The organism is Sphingobium sp. B12D2B (assembly GCF_025961775.1).
Classification (GTDB): domain Bacteria; phylum Pseudomonadota; class Alphaproteobacteria; order Sphingomonadales; family Sphingomonadaceae; genus Sphingobium.
Window position 1 is genome coordinate 1,414,232 of record NZ_JAOQOH010000001.1, and the last position, 14,237, is coordinate 1,428,468.

Genomic DNA, 14,237 nt, shown 5'->3' on the forward strand with positions numbered 1-14,237 from the left:
CTCACCCGACTGTCGCAAAACTGTCATCAAACTGTCATACCGGCGTCCGACATTTGAACGGAGCATGGATTTTGCGATTTCCCCTGATGGCGGCGCTTCTCGCTGCGAGCGCGCTGACGATACCCGCGCCCGTGCTGGCCCAGGCGTCCTCGCAAGCCTCCGCCCCGGATGACGTCGCCGCGCTGCGGGCAGAAATTACGCGGCTAAGAGCGCAGCTTGAGAGCATGGAGGCCCGCCTCGACAAGGTCGAGGGCACGCAAGGGGCGTCCTCGGCGCCTTCCGCGGTCCCCCAGACGGCGGTTGCGTCCGCGCAGACTGCCACTCCCGCGCCCGCAGCGAGCGCCAAGCCGGATGCGCAGCTGAGCTGGCGTGGCGCGCCGCAATTCACCGGCGAGGGGGGCCTTTCCTTCAAGCCACGTGGTCGGCTGCAACTCGATACCAACGTCGTCTCCCGCCCGGATGGCATCAATGCGCCCACTTTGGGGTGGTCCGCCGACGTGCGCCGCGCCTATCTGGGTGCGGACGGCACGCTGGGTGGTGGCTTTGGCTATCGGCTGGAGCTGGATTTCGCGTCCGGCAGCGCGCAGTTCACCGACGCCTGGCTCACTTATGAGCGAGGGCCGCTTACGCTGACGGTCGGGCATCACCGCATCACCACGCTGGAAGATCTGACCAGCGATCTGGAAACCAGCTTCCTCGAGCGCGCGGCCTATACGCAGGCCTTCGGTCTGGAGCGGCGGCTGGGGCTTTCGGCCACCTACCGCATCGGCGACGTGCTGCTTTCCGCCGGCGCCTTTGCGGATGATCTCGCGGCGCTGGGCACGTCCGGCGTCACCAGCAACAGCTATGCGCTGGATGGCCGGCTGGTGTTCATGCCCAAGCTTGGCGACACGCAGCTTCATCTCGGCGGCTCGCTGCATCACCGGGAGCTGAACGATCTGACCGACGTCCTCCAATATCGCGCCCGGCCAGGCGCGCGGACGACCGATGTCCGCTTTGTCGACACCGGTCTGTTCAGCGCCAGCGCGGAGACGGGCTATGGCCTGGAATTCGCGGCCTTGCGGGGGCGGTGGCATGTGGCGGCGGAAGGCTTCTGGCAGCAGGTGGCCCGGCCGGGCCTTGCCGATCCGACTTTCTTCGGCGGATATGGGGAAGTCGGCTACATTCTCGCTGGCGCCTCCAGCCGGGGCTATCGCAATGGCACCTTCGGCTCGATCAAGCCCACACGCGGGCTGGACAAGGGGGGCTCGGGCGCCTGGCAGCTCAACCTGCGCTATGACTGGCTGGATCTCGACGATGGCCTGATTAATGGCGGCCGCGAGCAGACCTATGGCGTGTCGCTCATCTGGGTGCCCATCGAGCGGGTGAAGTTCCTGGCCAATTATCTGCGCGTCGAGGTCAGTGACACGCCGGTGCTCGCCGGATCGCGCGACGATTATGGTAGTGACGTCTTCGGTCTGCGCGCGCAGTACGAGTTCTGACGAGCGGCGCGACCGCGCGTTTCTAAAGGCGCGCGGTCAGGCGGCGTCGGCATCCAGCGAGTAGCCGGCCGAGCGGACGGTGCGGATGATGTCCGGCAGGCCGCCGGCATTCACTGCCTTGCGCAGCCGGCGAATATGCACATCGACCGTACGCAGCTCGATCTCGCTGTCCTGCCCCCACACGCTGTCGAGCAGGCGCTCGCGGGAGAACACCCAGCCGGGATGTTCGAGCAGATGGCGCAGCAGGCGGAACTCGGTGGGGCCGAGGGCCACGAGTTGCCCCGCGCGCCGCACCTTGTGGGCCACCGTATCCATTTCCAGATCGGCAAAGGTCAGAACCTCGCCGGCGAGGGCAGGGCGGACGCGGCGCAGCACAGCGTTGACGCGGGCGATCAACTCCCGCGGGCTGAACGGCTTGGTGACATAATCGTCAGCGCCGGTTTCGAGGCCCCGCACGCGGTCTTCCTCCTCCCCGCGCGCAGTGAGCATGATGATCGGCACATTGGCGGTCTCCGGCATCCGCCGCAGTCGCCGGCAGACCTCGATGCCGGAGAGATTCTCCACCATCCAGTCGAGCAGCACGATGTCCGGCGTGCTCTCCTGCGCCAGAATGAGCGCTTCCTCGCCGTCGGGCGTCTGCGTGACGTCAAAGTCTTCGCGCTGGAAGTGCCAGATGAGCAGTTCCGCCAGCGCCGCATCGTCCTCGACGAGCAACATCTTCGCGCGGACCACCACTCAGTCCTCCGCCAGCAGGTCGACTGACGTTCCCTTCTCCCGCTCCGGCGGCTTGGCGCCGGTCGCGACATAATGGACCATCTCGGCGATGTTGGTGGCATGGTCGCCGATGCGCTCCAGATTCTTGGCGATGAAGAGCACATGCGCGCTCTCGGAGATCATCTTCTGGTTCTCCATCATGAACGTCACCATGGTGCGGAAGATGGAATTGTAGAAATCGTCCACCGCCCGGTCCCGCTCGATCACGGCCAGCGCCTGCTGCGCATCGCGCGCGGCGAAGGCATCGAGCGCGGACTTAACCATCTCGCGGGCGATCTGCGCCATGGAGGGCAGTAGCGAGAGCGGTTCCATGCGGCTGGAGGCCGTCACCGTCTCCACGCGCTTGGCGATGTTCTTGGCATAGTCGGCCATGCGCTCGACGATGCCGGCGATCTTGAGCACCGCGATGATCTCGCGCAGGTCGTCCGCCATCGGCGCGCGCAGGGCGATGGTCTGCACCACCAGCCGCTCGATATGCGCGTCCAACTCGTCGATCCGCGCGTCGCCGGCAACGACGCTCTTGGCGAGCGCCACATCGCGCGTCGTCAGCGCCTTGATGGCATTGTCGATGGCATCCTCGGTGAGGCCGCCCATCTCGGCGATCAGCGCCCGCAGGGCGTTGATGTCGTCGTCGAAGGCCTTGAGCGTGTGTTCCGTCATAGCTCGTTCCTGTCCATCCAATCGGCCGATGTCAGCCGTAGCGTCCGGTGATGTAATCCTTGGTGCGCTCTTCTCGCGGGTTGGTGAAGATCTCGGTCGTCGGCCCCTGTTCGACAAGCTTGCCCAGGTGGAAGAAGGCCGTCCGCTGCGAGACGCGCGCCGCCTGCTGCATATTGTGGGTCACGATCACGATGGCATAGTTGCCGCGCAGCTCCAGGATCAGCTCCTCGATCTTGGCGGTGGCGATCGGGTCGAGCGCCGAGCAGGGTTCGTCCATCAGGATCACTTCGGGGTCTACGGCAATCGCGCGCGCAATGCACAGGCGCTGCTGCTGGCCGCCGGAAAGGGCGGTGCCGCTCTCGTTGAGGCGGTCCTTCACTTCCTCCCAAAGGCCCGCACGGCGCAGCGACTTCTCCACGACCTGATCGAGGTCGCTCTTGCTGGCGGCAAGGCCGTGGATGCGCGGTCCATAGGCGATGTTCTCATAGATCGACTTGGGGAAGGGATTGGGTTTCTGGAACACCATGCCCACCCGCGCGCGCAGCTGCACGACGTCCATGCCAGAGGCGTAGATATCCTCGCCATCGAGTGTGATCTCGCCTTCTACCCGTGCGCTCGCCACCGTGTCGTTCATGCGGTTGAGCGTGCGCAGAAAGGTGGACTTACCGCAACCCGAGGGGCCGATGAAGGCGGTCACATGATCCAGGTCCACGTCGATCGAGACATTGTCGATCGCCTGCTTCTCGCCATAGAAGACCTTGACGCCGCGAGCGGACATCTTGGGTGCGCTGGTCTGAATATCGGCCATTACCATTTCTTCTCGAATTTGTTGCGCAGGAAGATCGCGATGCTGTTCATCGTGAGCAGGAACGCCAGCAGCACGATGATCGCGGCGGAGGTCTTTTCAATAAAGCCACGGCCCACTTCGTCCGACCACAGGAAGATCTGGACTGGCAGCACGGTGGCGGGATCGATGAAGCCGCCCGGCGGCTGCGAGACGAAGGCACGCATGCCGATCATCAGCAGCGGCGCGGTCTCGCCCAAGGCGCGGGCCATGCCGATGATGGTGCCGGTGAGAATGCCGGGCAGGGCCAGCGGCAGCACATGGTGGAACACCACCTGCACTGGCGATGCGCCGATGCCCAGCGCCGCATCGCGGATGGAGGGTGGCACAGCCTTGATCGCATTGCGCCCGGCGATGACGATGACCGGCATGGTCATCAGCGCCAGCGTCATGCCGCCGACGAGAGGCGCAGAGCGGGGCAGGTGCATGACGTTGAGGAAGATGGCGAGGCCGAGCAGGCCGAAGATGATCGAGGGCACCGCCGCCAGATTGTTGATCGACACCTCGATGAGGTCGGTCCAGCGATTGCGCGGCGCATATTCCTCCAGATAGAGCGCGGCGAACACGCCGATGGGGAAGCTCAGCGCGAGCGTGATCACCATCGTGATCAGCGAGCCCTTGAGCGCGCCCCAGATGCCGACCATGGTCGGGTCCGTGCCATCGCTGCCGGTGAGGAAGCCGATGTTGAAGGCGGTCGAGAGCGCGCCGGCATCGCCGAGCTTGGCGACCAATGCCTCATCGGCAGGCGTGCCGTCGCTCTTCATCGCGACGTCCAGGCCGGTCGAGGCGGGCAGGCTCACCGTGGCCTTGCGCTGGAGAATCGTCGGATCGCTGATGATCGCCTTGCGCAGGGTGAGCACGGCGTTGGGCGAGAGGATCTGGGTTTCGGGGAGGCCGAACGCCTCCCTCGTGGCCTGCTCCAGCACCGCCGGCAGATTGGCATTGGCCAGTGCCTGCTCGGGATTGGTCGCAAGCACCGCCGGATCGATCAGCGCGGGTGAGCGCGGGAAATCGATGGGCACGGCGACTTCCGTCTGCGTAAAGCCGCGCAGGCCATTGCCCATCATCGAGATGAGCAGGAAGGCGAGGAAGCCTGCCGAAACCAGCACGGCGGCCATGCCCCACAGGCGGAACCGGCGCTCAGCGGCGTAGCGGCGCGCAATGCGGCGCTTCATCGCGTCGCCGCGCCAGTCGGTCGGCGCCCGTTCGGCGCGGTCGCTGGCCGCAGCCCGGTCGAGAACAGTCTCGCCGCTCATTCGTAAGCCTCCCGATATTTCTTCACGACCCGCAGGGCGACGATGTTGAGCAGCAATGTGACCACGAACAGCACCAGCCCGAGCGCGAAGGCGGCGAGCGTCTTGGCACTGTCGAATTCCTGGTCACCGGTCAGGAGCTGGACCATCTGCGTGGTCACGGTCGTCACGCTGGAGAAAGGATTGAGGGTGAGGTTGGCGGCAAGGCCGGCCGCCATCACCACGATCATCGTCTCGCCGATGGCGCGGCTCACGGCGAGCAGCACGCCGCCAACGACGCCGGGCAGCGCGGCGGGGATCAGCACCTTGCGGATCGTCTCGCTGGTCGTTGCGCCCATGGCCAGACTGCCATCGCGCATCGATTGCGGCACGGCGGCAATGCTGTCGTCCGCCATGGAGGAGACGAAGGGGATGATCATGATGCCCATGACGAGACCCGCGGCCAACGCGCTCTCGGAGGAGGCGTTGGAAATGCCGAGCGAAACCGCGAGGCTGCGCAGTGCCGGCGCGACGGTCAGCGCGGCGAAATAGCCGTAGACCACCGTGGGCACGCCTGCGAGCACCTCAAGGATCGGCTTCATCCACTTGCGGGTCGTCGGGCGGGCATATTGGGTGAGGTAGATGGCGCTCATCAGCCCGAGCGGAATGGCGACGATCATGGCAATGATGGCGCCGATGAAGATCGTGCCCCAGAACAGCGGCACAGCGCCGAAGGCGTCCTCATTGCCATAGCCCATCGCGGCCGATTGCGGGCTCCAGTTGAGGCCGAACAGGAAGTTGAGCGGGTTGACCATCGAGAAGAAGCGCATCGATTCAAACACCAGCGAGGCGACGATGCCGGCGGTGGTGACGATGGCGATCAACGAGGCGCCGAGCAGCGACCACATCACCACCTTCTCGACGCGGTGGCGGGCGGTGAAGGCGGGGCGCACGCGCGAGAGGGCATAGGCGCCGCAGGCGAAGGCCAGGATCGCGGCGAGGATCGCGCCCATGGTCGAATAGCGCATCGTCGCGATGCGGTAAGGCTCGACCAGATCCGTGGCCTGGGGATTGAAGGCTGCGGCCTGCGACCCGCTGGCAATGGATTGTGCTTCGGCAAGGATCGCGTTGCGCGAAAAATCATCGGTGGGCAGGGTCTGCGCTGCGGGCGTGGCCAGCACCGAGTCCGCGATCAGCGCCGGCATCACATTCGCCCAGACCGCGAGGAAGGCGAAGGCGGGCAGCATGGTCCACAGCGCCACATACCAGCCATGCTGGGTGGGGCGGCTGTTGGTCGCGAGACGACCGACTTCCGCCTGCAGCCGGGTGGCGCGTGCCCGGGCGATGATCCAGCCGATCACCCCAAGCGCGCCTATGATCAGGACGATCATTACGCCGGTCATTCGCTCATACCCCCTTGGCCATTCAACCTGGCAGGAACCGGTGGCGGCAGCGCGCCGTCACCGGTTGGATTGTCCGATCAGTGCAGTTCGTCGCCGTTCAGCACGGTGAGGTTTGCGATGCGCTCGGCATTGGCCGTGCGCACATCCTCGGGCGCGGCGACCATGCCACGGCGGGCCAGCGCGCCATCGGGTGCCCAGTTCTTGGCGAAGGCTTCCATATAGGCTTTGAGGCCCGGAATGGCCGCGAGATGGGCCTTCTTCACATAGATGTAGAGCGGACGCGCGCCGGGATAGGTGCCGCTGGCGACGGTTTCATAAGTCGCTTCCTGCCCATTGATGGCGATATCGCGCACCGTGTCGCGATTGGCCTCGAGGAAGGAGAAGCCGAAGATGCCGACCGCATCGGGATTGGCATTGAGCTTCTGCACGATCAGATTGTCATTCTCGCCGGCATCGACATAGGCGCCGTCCTCGCGGATCTGCGTGCAGAGCTGCTTGTGCTTGTCTTCATCCTTGGCCTTGAGTTCCTTCATGGCCGGGTCGGTGTCGCAGCCCGGGGTCAGGATCAGCTCAGCCAGCGAATCGCGCGTGCCGGAGGTCGAGGGCGGGCCGAAGACGGAGATGGCAATGGCAGGCAGCGAGGGGTCGATATCCTGCCAGGTCTTGGCCTTGTTCGGGCCCTTGCCATAGGGATTGGCGGCCAGCGCTTCATAGACCTGCTTGGTGGTCAGCGCGATCTTGGGACCCTTCACGGATTCCGCCAGCGCCAGGCCATCGAGGCCGATCTGGATTTCGATGATCTCGTTGACGCCGTTCGCCTTGCACGCCTCGAACTCGGATTTCTTCATCCGGCGAGAGGCGTTGGCAATATCCGGGTTCTGGGCGCCGACGCCCTTGCAGAACAGGCTGATGCCGGCACCGGTGCCGGTGGATTCGATGATCGGCGCCTTCATGCCGGGATTGTCATTCTGGAAGAGGCGCACCGCCTCCTGCGCGAAGGGATAGACTGTGGACGAGCCGACAGCGCGGATCTGATCGCGCGCGCCGCCACCGGGCTGGTTCTGGCAGGCCGCGAGCATGAGCAGGGACGCGGCGAAAAATGCGTGACGCATGGACTGGTCTCCGGGAGGCGCTTGTGTTGCCCGGCGTCGCCTTAGAACCGGGTTCCTCGCGCCTCTGTGACGTTTCTGTTTCACTTTTGTGACTCGGTCACCCCGGCAGACGCCGCCCGCGCGGTGCCGGCAGCGGCGTCCTCGCCCGCAAGAGCGCGGAAGACCGGCAGTTCCACCCGCACGGTGGTGCCGACCCCGACCTTGCTGTCGAACTGAAGAATTCCGCCATGGCGCTGCACGATGTGCTTCACGATGGCGAGACCAAGGCCGGTTCCGCCCATCGCGCGGCTGCGGCTTGAGTCGATTCGGTAGAAGCGCTCGGTGAGGCGGGGGAGGTGTTCGGGCGGTATGCCCTCGCCCTGATCGCTCACCGCCAGGAGCACCATGTTGCGCTCATGCGGCTCGGCCCGAACCGTCACCGCCGTGCCGGCCGCGCCATATTTGAGCGCATTGCTGATGAGGTTGTGAAGCAGCTGGCTCAACTGCGCACGGTCGCCGCGCACCGGGGGCAAGTCCGGATCGACCTGCGTCACGATATCCTGCCCGCGCTTGTTCTGCCCCTGGCGGAAGACCTGCACCACTTCCTCCACCAGCGGGGCGAAGGCCACCGGCTGGTCGGGCGAGCGATATTTGTCCGCCTCGATGCGGGAGAGGGACATGAGATCGTCCACCAGCCGCTGCATCCGCCGCGCCTCGCCATCCATGATGGTGAGGAAGCGCTCGCGGGTGGCCGCATCGGCGCCCGCGACGGGGTCGCGCAGGGTTTCGATGAAGCCGAGGATGCCGGCCAGCGGCGTGCGCAGCTCGTGGCTGGCATTGGCGACGAAATCCACGCGCATCCGCTCGGCGGCCTGCTTGTCGCTCTGGTCGAAAAGCAAGGCGAGCAGGCGGCCATTGGCAATCGGTTGAATGTCGAGCGCCCAGCTTTGGCCGGCGGCGCCCAGGCCGATGATGTCAACGCGGGCGGGGGCCTGCGCCTGATTGGGGCCGGTGAGCAGATCGATCGCGGCCGGGTGGCGCAGCGCCAGCCGCACGTCCTGCCCGATGATGTGGCGGCCGAGCAGCGCCAGCGCGGCGTCATTGCAGCGCTCGATCCGCCCGCGCTCCACGATCAGGCTCGGATGCGGCAGGGCCTGGAGCAGGGTGTCGATCTGGCTGAGGCTCGCGCCATTTGCGTCAGGCGCAGGTGCCGAGATCAGGGACGGCGTTGCGCGGCGCTCCAGCGCATCGAAGAGCAGCGCGACGCCGAACAGGCAGGCCACCGCCGAGGTCAACGTGGCTTCCGCGCTGCCGGTCAGGGCGTAGACGATGACGGTCGCGAGCGCCCCCGTCAGCAGCAAAATCCAGATCGAGCGATCGACGCGGGCCATGGCCACCCCGTAGATGATTCGCACTGCCAGCGCGATTCCAAAGATCGCGGCGCTCGGAAAGCGAGGAGGGGCTCAGACCGTCCAGCGCTCCAGCAGCGGTATCAGCTCGTCATAATGGTCGATACCGGCATCCGCGCCAATCTCTTCCGCCGTGCAGGGCACGAAGCCGAAGCTGACCGCAATCGAGGGGATGGCAGCAGCACGGGCGGCCAGCGTGTCATTGTCGGTATCGCCCAGGAAGATGGTGCGCCCGCCGCCCGCCTTCTCGACCATGTCGAGCAGCAGATCGGGCAGCGGCTTCATCCGGTTGGGGCCGAGCGTGTCGCCGCCGACGATAGCCGCGAAACGGGGCGTAAGGCCGAGCTGATCGAGAAGGCTGCGCGCCAGCGCCTCGCGCTTGTTGGTGCAGACGGCCAGTCGCACCCCGCGCGCGGAAAGTGCGTCCATGGCATCGATCAGGCCCGGATAGGGCTGGGTATGTACCGCGATGTTGGCGGCATAATGGTCCAGCAGGATCGGCAGCAGCGCATCGACCATCGCCTCGTCCTGCTCACCCGATTCCTGTAGTGCCCGCGCCAGCATGCGCCGCGCGCCCTTGCCGATGAACGGGCGGATGGTCTCGACCGGAAAGGGGCCGTAACCGCGCGTGGCGAGCGCATGATTGACGGCGGCGGTCAGGTCCGCGCCGGTATCCAGCAGCGTGCCGTCAAGATCGAAGCCGACGAGGTCGAAAGCAAAGTTGGTCATCGCTGCCCCATGCCTTCTGGGCAGTGGCGCGATCAAGTCAAACATGGCAAGGCTTGCCTGCCCTGTCCTGATCGCCCCTCGATCTCGCCAACAAGAGAGTGCCCGTGCCCGATCCGATCAACCGCCCGCTTGCCGTTATCATTCTTGCTGCCGGCCAGGGGACGCGCATGAAGTCGGCCAGGCACAAGGTGCTGCATCCGCTCGCTGGTCGCCCGATGCTGCTGCATCTGCTGGCAAGCGCCGGCGCGCTCGATCCGGCGCGGCAGATCGTCGTGGTCGGCGCCGGGCGTGAGCAGGTGGAGGCCGCCGTGGCCGGTCGCGGGATCGACATCGCGGTGCAGACCAAACAGCTCGGCACGGGCCACGCCGTGGCGCAGAGCGCGGCGGCGTTACAGGGCTTTGCGGGCGATGTGCTCATTCTCTACGGCGATGTGCCGCTGGTCCGCGCCGAGACCATGCGGGCGATGATCGCGCGCCTGCATGAGGATGATGCGCCGGCCTGCGTCGTGCTCGGCTTCCGCCCGCGCGATCCCGCCGCCTATGGCCGCATCATCGCCACCGCCGATGGCCGCATCGGCAAGATGGTCGAGTATAAGGACGCGACCGAGGCCGAGCGCGCCGAGGATCTGTGCAATTCCGGCCTGATGGCCGTGCGCGCCGAGGATCTGTTCGCGCTGCTCGACCGGGTCAGCAATGACAATGCGGCGGGCGAATATTATCTGCCGGATATCGTGATGCTCGCCGCCGTCGACGGGCGGGCGAGCGCGGTCATCGAGACGAGCGCGGATGAGGTCGCCGGCGTGAACAGCCGGGCCGAACTGGCGGCGGTCGAGGCGAGCTGGCAGCAGGCGCGGCGCGCGGAAGCGATGCGCGACGGTGTGACGCTGGTTGCGCCGGAGACGGTGTTTTTCGCCTACGATACGGTTCTGGGCCGCGACGTGACCGTCGAGCCGAATGTGATCTTCGCCCCCGGCGTGGTGGTGGAGGAGGGCGCGACGATCCATGCCTTCAGCCATTTGGAGGGCGCGCATGTGGGCCGCGATGCCTCGGTCGGGCCGTTCGCGCGTCTGCGGCCCGGCGCGCGGCTGGGCGAAAAGACCAAGGTCGGCAATTTCGTCGAGATCAAGAAGGCCGTGCTGGGCGCGGGGAGCAAGGTGAACCATCTCTCCTATGTCGGCGACGCGCAGGTGGGCGAGGCGGTGAACATCGGTGCCGGCACGATCACTTGCAACTATGACGGCTATTTCAAGCACGAAACAGTGATCGGCGACCGCGCCTTTATCGGCTCCAACAGCGCGCTGATCGCGCCGGTGCGGATCGGCCGGGATGCCATCGTCGCGGCAGGCAGCGCCGTCTCGCGCGATGTCGGGGACGGAGAGCTACGCTTGGTCCGCGCGGAACAGTTCGTGAAGCCGGGCTGGGCCGATCGCTTCCATGACGCGATGCGCAAAAAGAAAAGTGCGGCGCACAAGAAAGACAGCTGAGGCACTTGCCATCCGGTGGCATTTTATCGACGAACCGAGGAAAATTTCTGCGGGATTGTCGAAAATGTCCAATCGCCCTGGCAGCATTTTTGAGAGGGTCGAGCCCAGCAGATGAGCAGCGATCCTTCGTGGGACACAATCGGCTTTGCCCGGTTGTGGGGAGTGCAGCGCTGATCATCGATCCTTATCGGTGCGAGCCGAACCTGTCCGTGGGAAATGCGCCGCCCGGTGCATTTGGGCAGTTGGGATAGGAAAGAGGGCGGCCAGCTATGTGGTTCGCCCTCTTTTCTTGCGTGGCCGAGGCGCGCATTGACATGATATCACGATATGATATCAATATATCATGCGCTTCCTGGCTGACCTTTCCGACGACGATGTGAAGTGGCTTGAGGAGCAGGCCGCGCAGCAGGGGACATCCCGCGCGGCCATCCTCCGCGAGGCCGTCAGCAGCTATCGTGCCGCCCAGTCAATGCAGGGAGTGGAGCGTTTTTTCGGCCTCTGGGCGCAGCATGGCTCGTCAGTGGATGGGCTAGCCTATGAACGTCACGCCCGTGGCGAGTGGGATCGGGACTGGGAGAGCGCCGAGGGCGCACCTCAGCCGTGAGCGAGTTCTACTTCGACACCAATATTCTCATCGATGCGCTTCATGAACGCCCGCAGGCCTGGGCGGAGCTGCAGCGCGCCCGTCGGCCGTGGATCAGCCGGATCAGCTGGATCGAGATCATGGCCAGCGCCCCGGACGGGCTCCATTCCGAGACCGAGCGCTTTCTGGACCTTTTCGCGATCGCGGAAGTGAGCGAGGAAGTGGGGCGGCGGGCCGCATCGCTTCGGCAGCAGCGCCGCTCGCTGAAATTGCCTGATGCCATCATTCTGGCGTCGGCCCAGTTGAGCGGGCGCATATTGGTGACGCGCAACAGCAGGGATTTCCCGGCCAATATGCCGGGCATCCGCATCCCCTACACGATCTGAATTCAAGGAAGGCTCACCCCATGTGCGGAATCATCGGCATCGTCGGCACGCAGGATGTCGCGGAGCGACTGCTCGACGGGCTGCGGCGGCTCGAATATCGCGGCTATGATTCCGCCGGCGTCGCTACAATCGTGGATGGCCGGATCGAGCGGCGGCGGGCCGAGGGCAAGCTCGTCAATCTTGCCCGCGTGCTGGCCGCCGAGCCGCTGGCGGGCGCGACCGGCATCGCCCACACCCGCTGGGCCACCCATGGCGCGCCGACCACGAGCAACGCGCATCCCCATGCGACGGACGAAGTCGCGGTGGTCCACAATGGCATCATCGAAAATTTCAAGGCGCTGCGTGATGAGCTGATCGGGCGCGGGCGGGTGTTCGCCAGCGAGACCGATACCGAGGTGGTCGCGCATCTGGTGAGCGAGCTGGTCGAGCAGGGCGCTTCGCCACAGGACGCCGTGAAGCAGGTGCTGCCCCGCCTGCATGGCGCCTTTGCGCTCGCCATCCTATTCCGTCGCCATCCCGATCTGTTGATCGGCGCGCGCCTCGGATCGCCGCTGGTGGTCGGCCATGGCGATGGAGAGACCTACCTAGGGTCGGACGCGCTGGCGCTGGCCCCGCTCACCCAGCGCATCGCCTATCTGGACGAGGGTGACTGGGTTGTGGTGACGCGCGAGGGCGCGCAGGTGTTCGACCGTGCCAACAATCCGGTCGAGCGAGCGGTCACCATTTCCGGCGTGTCCGGCGCGATGATCGACAAGGGCAATCACCGCCACTTCATGCTCAAGGAGATTTACGAGCAGCCCGTGGTGGTGGCGCAGACGCTGCGCAGCTATCTGAGGCGGATCGACGACACGCTCTCGCTGCCCATCCCGGACTTCGACCTGTCCGCCATCGGCCGGGTCACCATTGTGGCGTGCGGCACCAGTTTCTATGCCGGCATGGTCGCCAAATACTGGTTCGAGCAGTTCGCCCGCGTGCCGGTCGATCTCGATTTCGCATCGGAGTTTCGCTATCGCGAGCCGGTGATGGAGGCGGGCGGCCTTGCCCTCTTCATCTCCCAATCCGGCGAGACGGCCGATACGCTCGCGGCGTTGCGCCATGCCAAGGCGGAAGGGCAGAAGATCGCCGTCGTCGTCAACGTGCCGACCAGCTCGATGGCGCGCGAGGCGGATTTGCTGCTGCCGACCCATGCCGGGCCGGAGATCGGCGTCGCCTCGACCAAGGCCTTCACTTGCCAGCTCGCCGTGCTCGCGGCGCTCGCGGCCAATCTCGCCCGCGCGAAAGGGCGGCTGACGCGCGCGGAAGAGCAGCGGATCGTCGGCCACCTCGCCGAGGCCCCCGCCGCGATCAATCAGGCGCTGATGCAGGACGAGGCGATCCAGGCCCTCGCGCCGCACATCGCGCCCGCGCGGGACGTGCTCTATCTGGGGCGCGGCACCGATTATCCGCTCGCCCTCGAAGGTGCGCTGAAGCTCAAGGAAATCAGCTACATCCATGCCGAAGGTTATGCGGCGGGTGAAATGAAGCATGGCCCCATCGCGCTGATCGACGAGGCAGTGCCGGTCATCGTCATCGCGCCCTCAGGCCCGCTGTTCGAGAAGACCGTCTCCAACATGCAGGAAGTGCAGGCCCGCGGCGGCAAGGTCGTGCTGATCTCGGACGAGGAGGGCATCGCCGCCGCCGGTGAAGGCTGCCTTGCCACACTCGCGCTCCCCAAGGTCCACCCCCTCATCGCGCCGATGGTCTATGCCGTGCCCGTGCAACTGCTCGCCTACCACGTCGCGGTGCTCAAGGGCACGGATGTCGATCAACCCCGGAATTTGGCGAAGAGCGTGACGGTGGAGTAGGTTCGACCTCTGTGTGTGGCCCCTTGCGGCGCATATAGTTTCTCAGATGGCGATTAAAATTCGCCGATTTTGAATTTGCGACAATTAAAATTGTCAGATTATTCCTAAATAAAATACGTATTTAGTCATCGGTACCTTCAATAGTGCATCTTGGCGAAAGGGCATGCCAGTGGCCGGGTGGTCAGCATCTGAGCAAGAATGATAGTACAGATCGGCCATGCACCGGACCTCCGGTCTTAACGCCGATCCGCTAGTTGCGCAGGGTGGCTGCTGCTCATGCGTGCCCACGCAACCACGGCATCTTACTGGCGGCCGAA

13 protein-coding genes are annotated in these 14,237 nt (G+C 65.4%); 5 read left to right on the top strand and 8 right to left on the bottom strand.

Features of this window, described 5'->3' with window-relative positions:
- The first annotated feature begins 86 nt into the window (after nucleotides 1–86).
- Entirely contained in the window at nucleotides 87–1,481 is a 1,395-nt protein-coding gene (locus M2335_RS06785; protein ID WP_264594192.1) for an OprO/OprP family phosphate-selective porin, read from the top strand.
- Between the two features lie 36 nt (nucleotides 1,482–1,517).
- Here M2335_RS06785 and phoB read toward each other — a convergent pair whose 3' ends face one another.
- From phoB to M2335_RS06825, 8 genes are all read right to left on the bottom strand, one after another.
- Entirely contained in the window at nucleotides 1,518–2,213 is a 696-nt protein-coding gene (gene phoB, locus M2335_RS06790; protein ID WP_181560147.1) for a phosphate regulon transcriptional regulator PhoB, read from the bottom strand.
- A 3-nt stretch (nucleotides 2,214–2,216) separates the two neighbouring features.
- Nucleotides 2,217–2,915, bottom strand: coding sequence for a phosphate signaling complex protein PhoU (phoU, locus tag M2335_RS06795; protein WP_181560146.1), 699 nt, complete (start codon nucleotides 2,913–2,915; stop codon nucleotides 2,217–2,219).
- 31 nt (nucleotides 2,916–2,946) lie between these two features.
- A complete protein-coding gene (gene pstB / locus M2335_RS06800) occupies nucleotides 2,947–3,729 on the bottom strand; it encodes a phosphate ABC transporter ATP-binding protein PstB (protein WP_264573226.1) in 783 nt (260 codons plus the stop codon).
- Entirely contained in the window at nucleotides 3,723–5,015 is a 1,293-nt protein-coding gene (pstA, locus tag M2335_RS06805; protein WP_264594193.1) for a phosphate ABC transporter permease PstA, read from the bottom strand. Before pstA ends, pstB begins: the two co-directional genes overlap by 7 nt.
- The gene (gene pstC / locus M2335_RS06810) at nucleotides 5,012–6,394 is read right to left on the bottom strand and encodes a phosphate ABC transporter permease subunit PstC (RefSeq protein ID WP_264594194.1); all 1,383 of its coding nucleotides are present in this window, start codon (nucleotides 6,392–6,394) and stop codon (nucleotides 5,012–5,014) included. The genes pstA and pstC overlap by 4 nt, the downstream gene beginning before the upstream one ends.
- Before the next feature lie 77 nt (nucleotides 6,395–6,471).
- Complete coding sequence (locus M2335_RS06815; RefSeq protein WP_264594195.1) at nucleotides 6,472–7,506, bottom strand: substrate-binding domain-containing protein; 1,035 nt, start codon at nucleotides 7,504–7,506, stop codon at nucleotides 6,472–6,474.
- Between the two features lie 80 nt (nucleotides 7,507–7,586).
- Nucleotides 7,587–8,876, bottom strand: coding sequence for a sensor histidine kinase (locus M2335_RS06820; protein ID WP_264594196.1), 1,290 nt, complete (start codon nucleotides 8,874–8,876; stop codon nucleotides 7,587–7,589).
- 72 nt (nucleotides 8,877–8,948) lie between these two features.
- The gene (locus M2335_RS06825) at nucleotides 8,949–9,623 is read right to left on the bottom strand and encodes an HAD-IA family hydrolase (RefSeq protein WP_264594197.1); all 675 of its coding nucleotides are present in this window, start codon (nucleotides 9,621–9,623) and stop codon (nucleotides 8,949–8,951) included.
- 167 nt (nucleotides 9,624–9,790) lie between these two features.
- Between M2335_RS06825 and glmU the strand changes: the two genes are divergently transcribed.
- From glmU to glmS, 4 genes are all read left to right on the top strand, one after another.
- Complete coding sequence (gene glmU / locus M2335_RS06830; protein WP_264595375.1) at nucleotides 9,791–11,107, top strand: bifunctional UDP-N-acetylglucosamine diphosphorylase/glucosamine-1-phosphate N-acetyltransferase GlmU; 1,317 nt, start codon at nucleotides 9,791–9,793, stop codon at nucleotides 11,105–11,107.
- A gap of 343 nt (nucleotides 11,108–11,450) precedes the next feature.
- Entirely contained in the window at nucleotides 11,451–11,711 is a 261-nt protein-coding gene (locus M2335_RS06835; RefSeq protein WP_181560140.1) for a ribbon-helix-helix protein, CopG family, read from the top strand.
- On the top strand, nucleotides 11,708–12,076 hold the full coding sequence (locus tag M2335_RS06840; RefSeq protein ID WP_264594198.1) for a type II toxin-antitoxin system VapC family toxin: 369 nt from the start codon (nucleotides 11,708–11,710) through the stop codon (nucleotides 12,074–12,076). The genes M2335_RS06835 and M2335_RS06840 overlap by 4 nt, the downstream gene beginning before the upstream one ends.
- Before the next feature lie 20 nt (nucleotides 12,077–12,096).
- A complete protein-coding gene (gene glmS / locus M2335_RS06845) occupies nucleotides 12,097–13,920 on the top strand; it encodes a glutamine--fructose-6-phosphate transaminase (isomerizing) (protein ID WP_264570816.1) in 1,824 nt (607 codons plus the stop codon).
- Nucleotides 13,921–14,237 lie beyond the last annotated feature (317 nt).

Coding starts and splice junctions, on each gene's coding strand:
- M2335_RS06820 (WP_264594196.1), bottom strand. CDS start 8,876: ATGGCCCGCGTCGATCGCTCGATCTGGATTTTGCTGCTGACGGGGGCG.
- pstB (WP_264573226.1), bottom strand. CDS start 3,729: ATGGTAATGGCCGATATTCAGACCAGCGCACCCAAGATGTCCGCTCGC.
- pstC (WP_264594194.1), bottom strand. CDS start 6,394: ATGACCGGCGTAATGATCGTCCTGATCATAGGCGCGCTTGGGGTGATC.
- M2335_RS06825 (WP_264594197.1), bottom strand. CDS start 9,623: ATGACCAACTTTGCTTTCGACCTCGTCGGCTTCGATCTTGACGGCACG.
- M2335_RS06785 (WP_264594192.1), top strand. CDS start 87: ATGGCGGCGCTTCTCGCTGCGAGCGCGCTGACGATACCCGCGCCCGTG.
- glmS (WP_264570816.1), top strand. CDS start 12,097: ATGTGCGGAATCATCGGCATCGTCGGCACGCAGGATGTCGCGGAGCGA.
- M2335_RS06815 (WP_264594195.1), bottom strand. CDS start 7,506: ATGCGTCACGCATTTTTCGCCGCGTCCCTGCTCATGCTCGCGGCCTGC.
- glmU (WP_264595375.1), top strand. CDS start 9,791: ATGAAGTCGGCCAGGCACAAGGTGCTGCATCCGCTCGCTGGTCGCCCG.
- pstA (WP_264594193.1), bottom strand. CDS start 5,015: ATGAGCGGCGAGACTGTTCTCGACCGGGCTGCGGCCAGCGACCGCGCC.
- phoU (WP_181560146.1), bottom strand. CDS start 2,915: ATGACGGAACACACGCTCAAGGCCTTCGACGACGACATCAACGCCCTG.
- M2335_RS06835 (WP_181560140.1), top strand. CDS start 11,451: ATGCGCTTCCTGGCTGACCTTTCCGACGACGATGTGAAGTGGCTTGAG.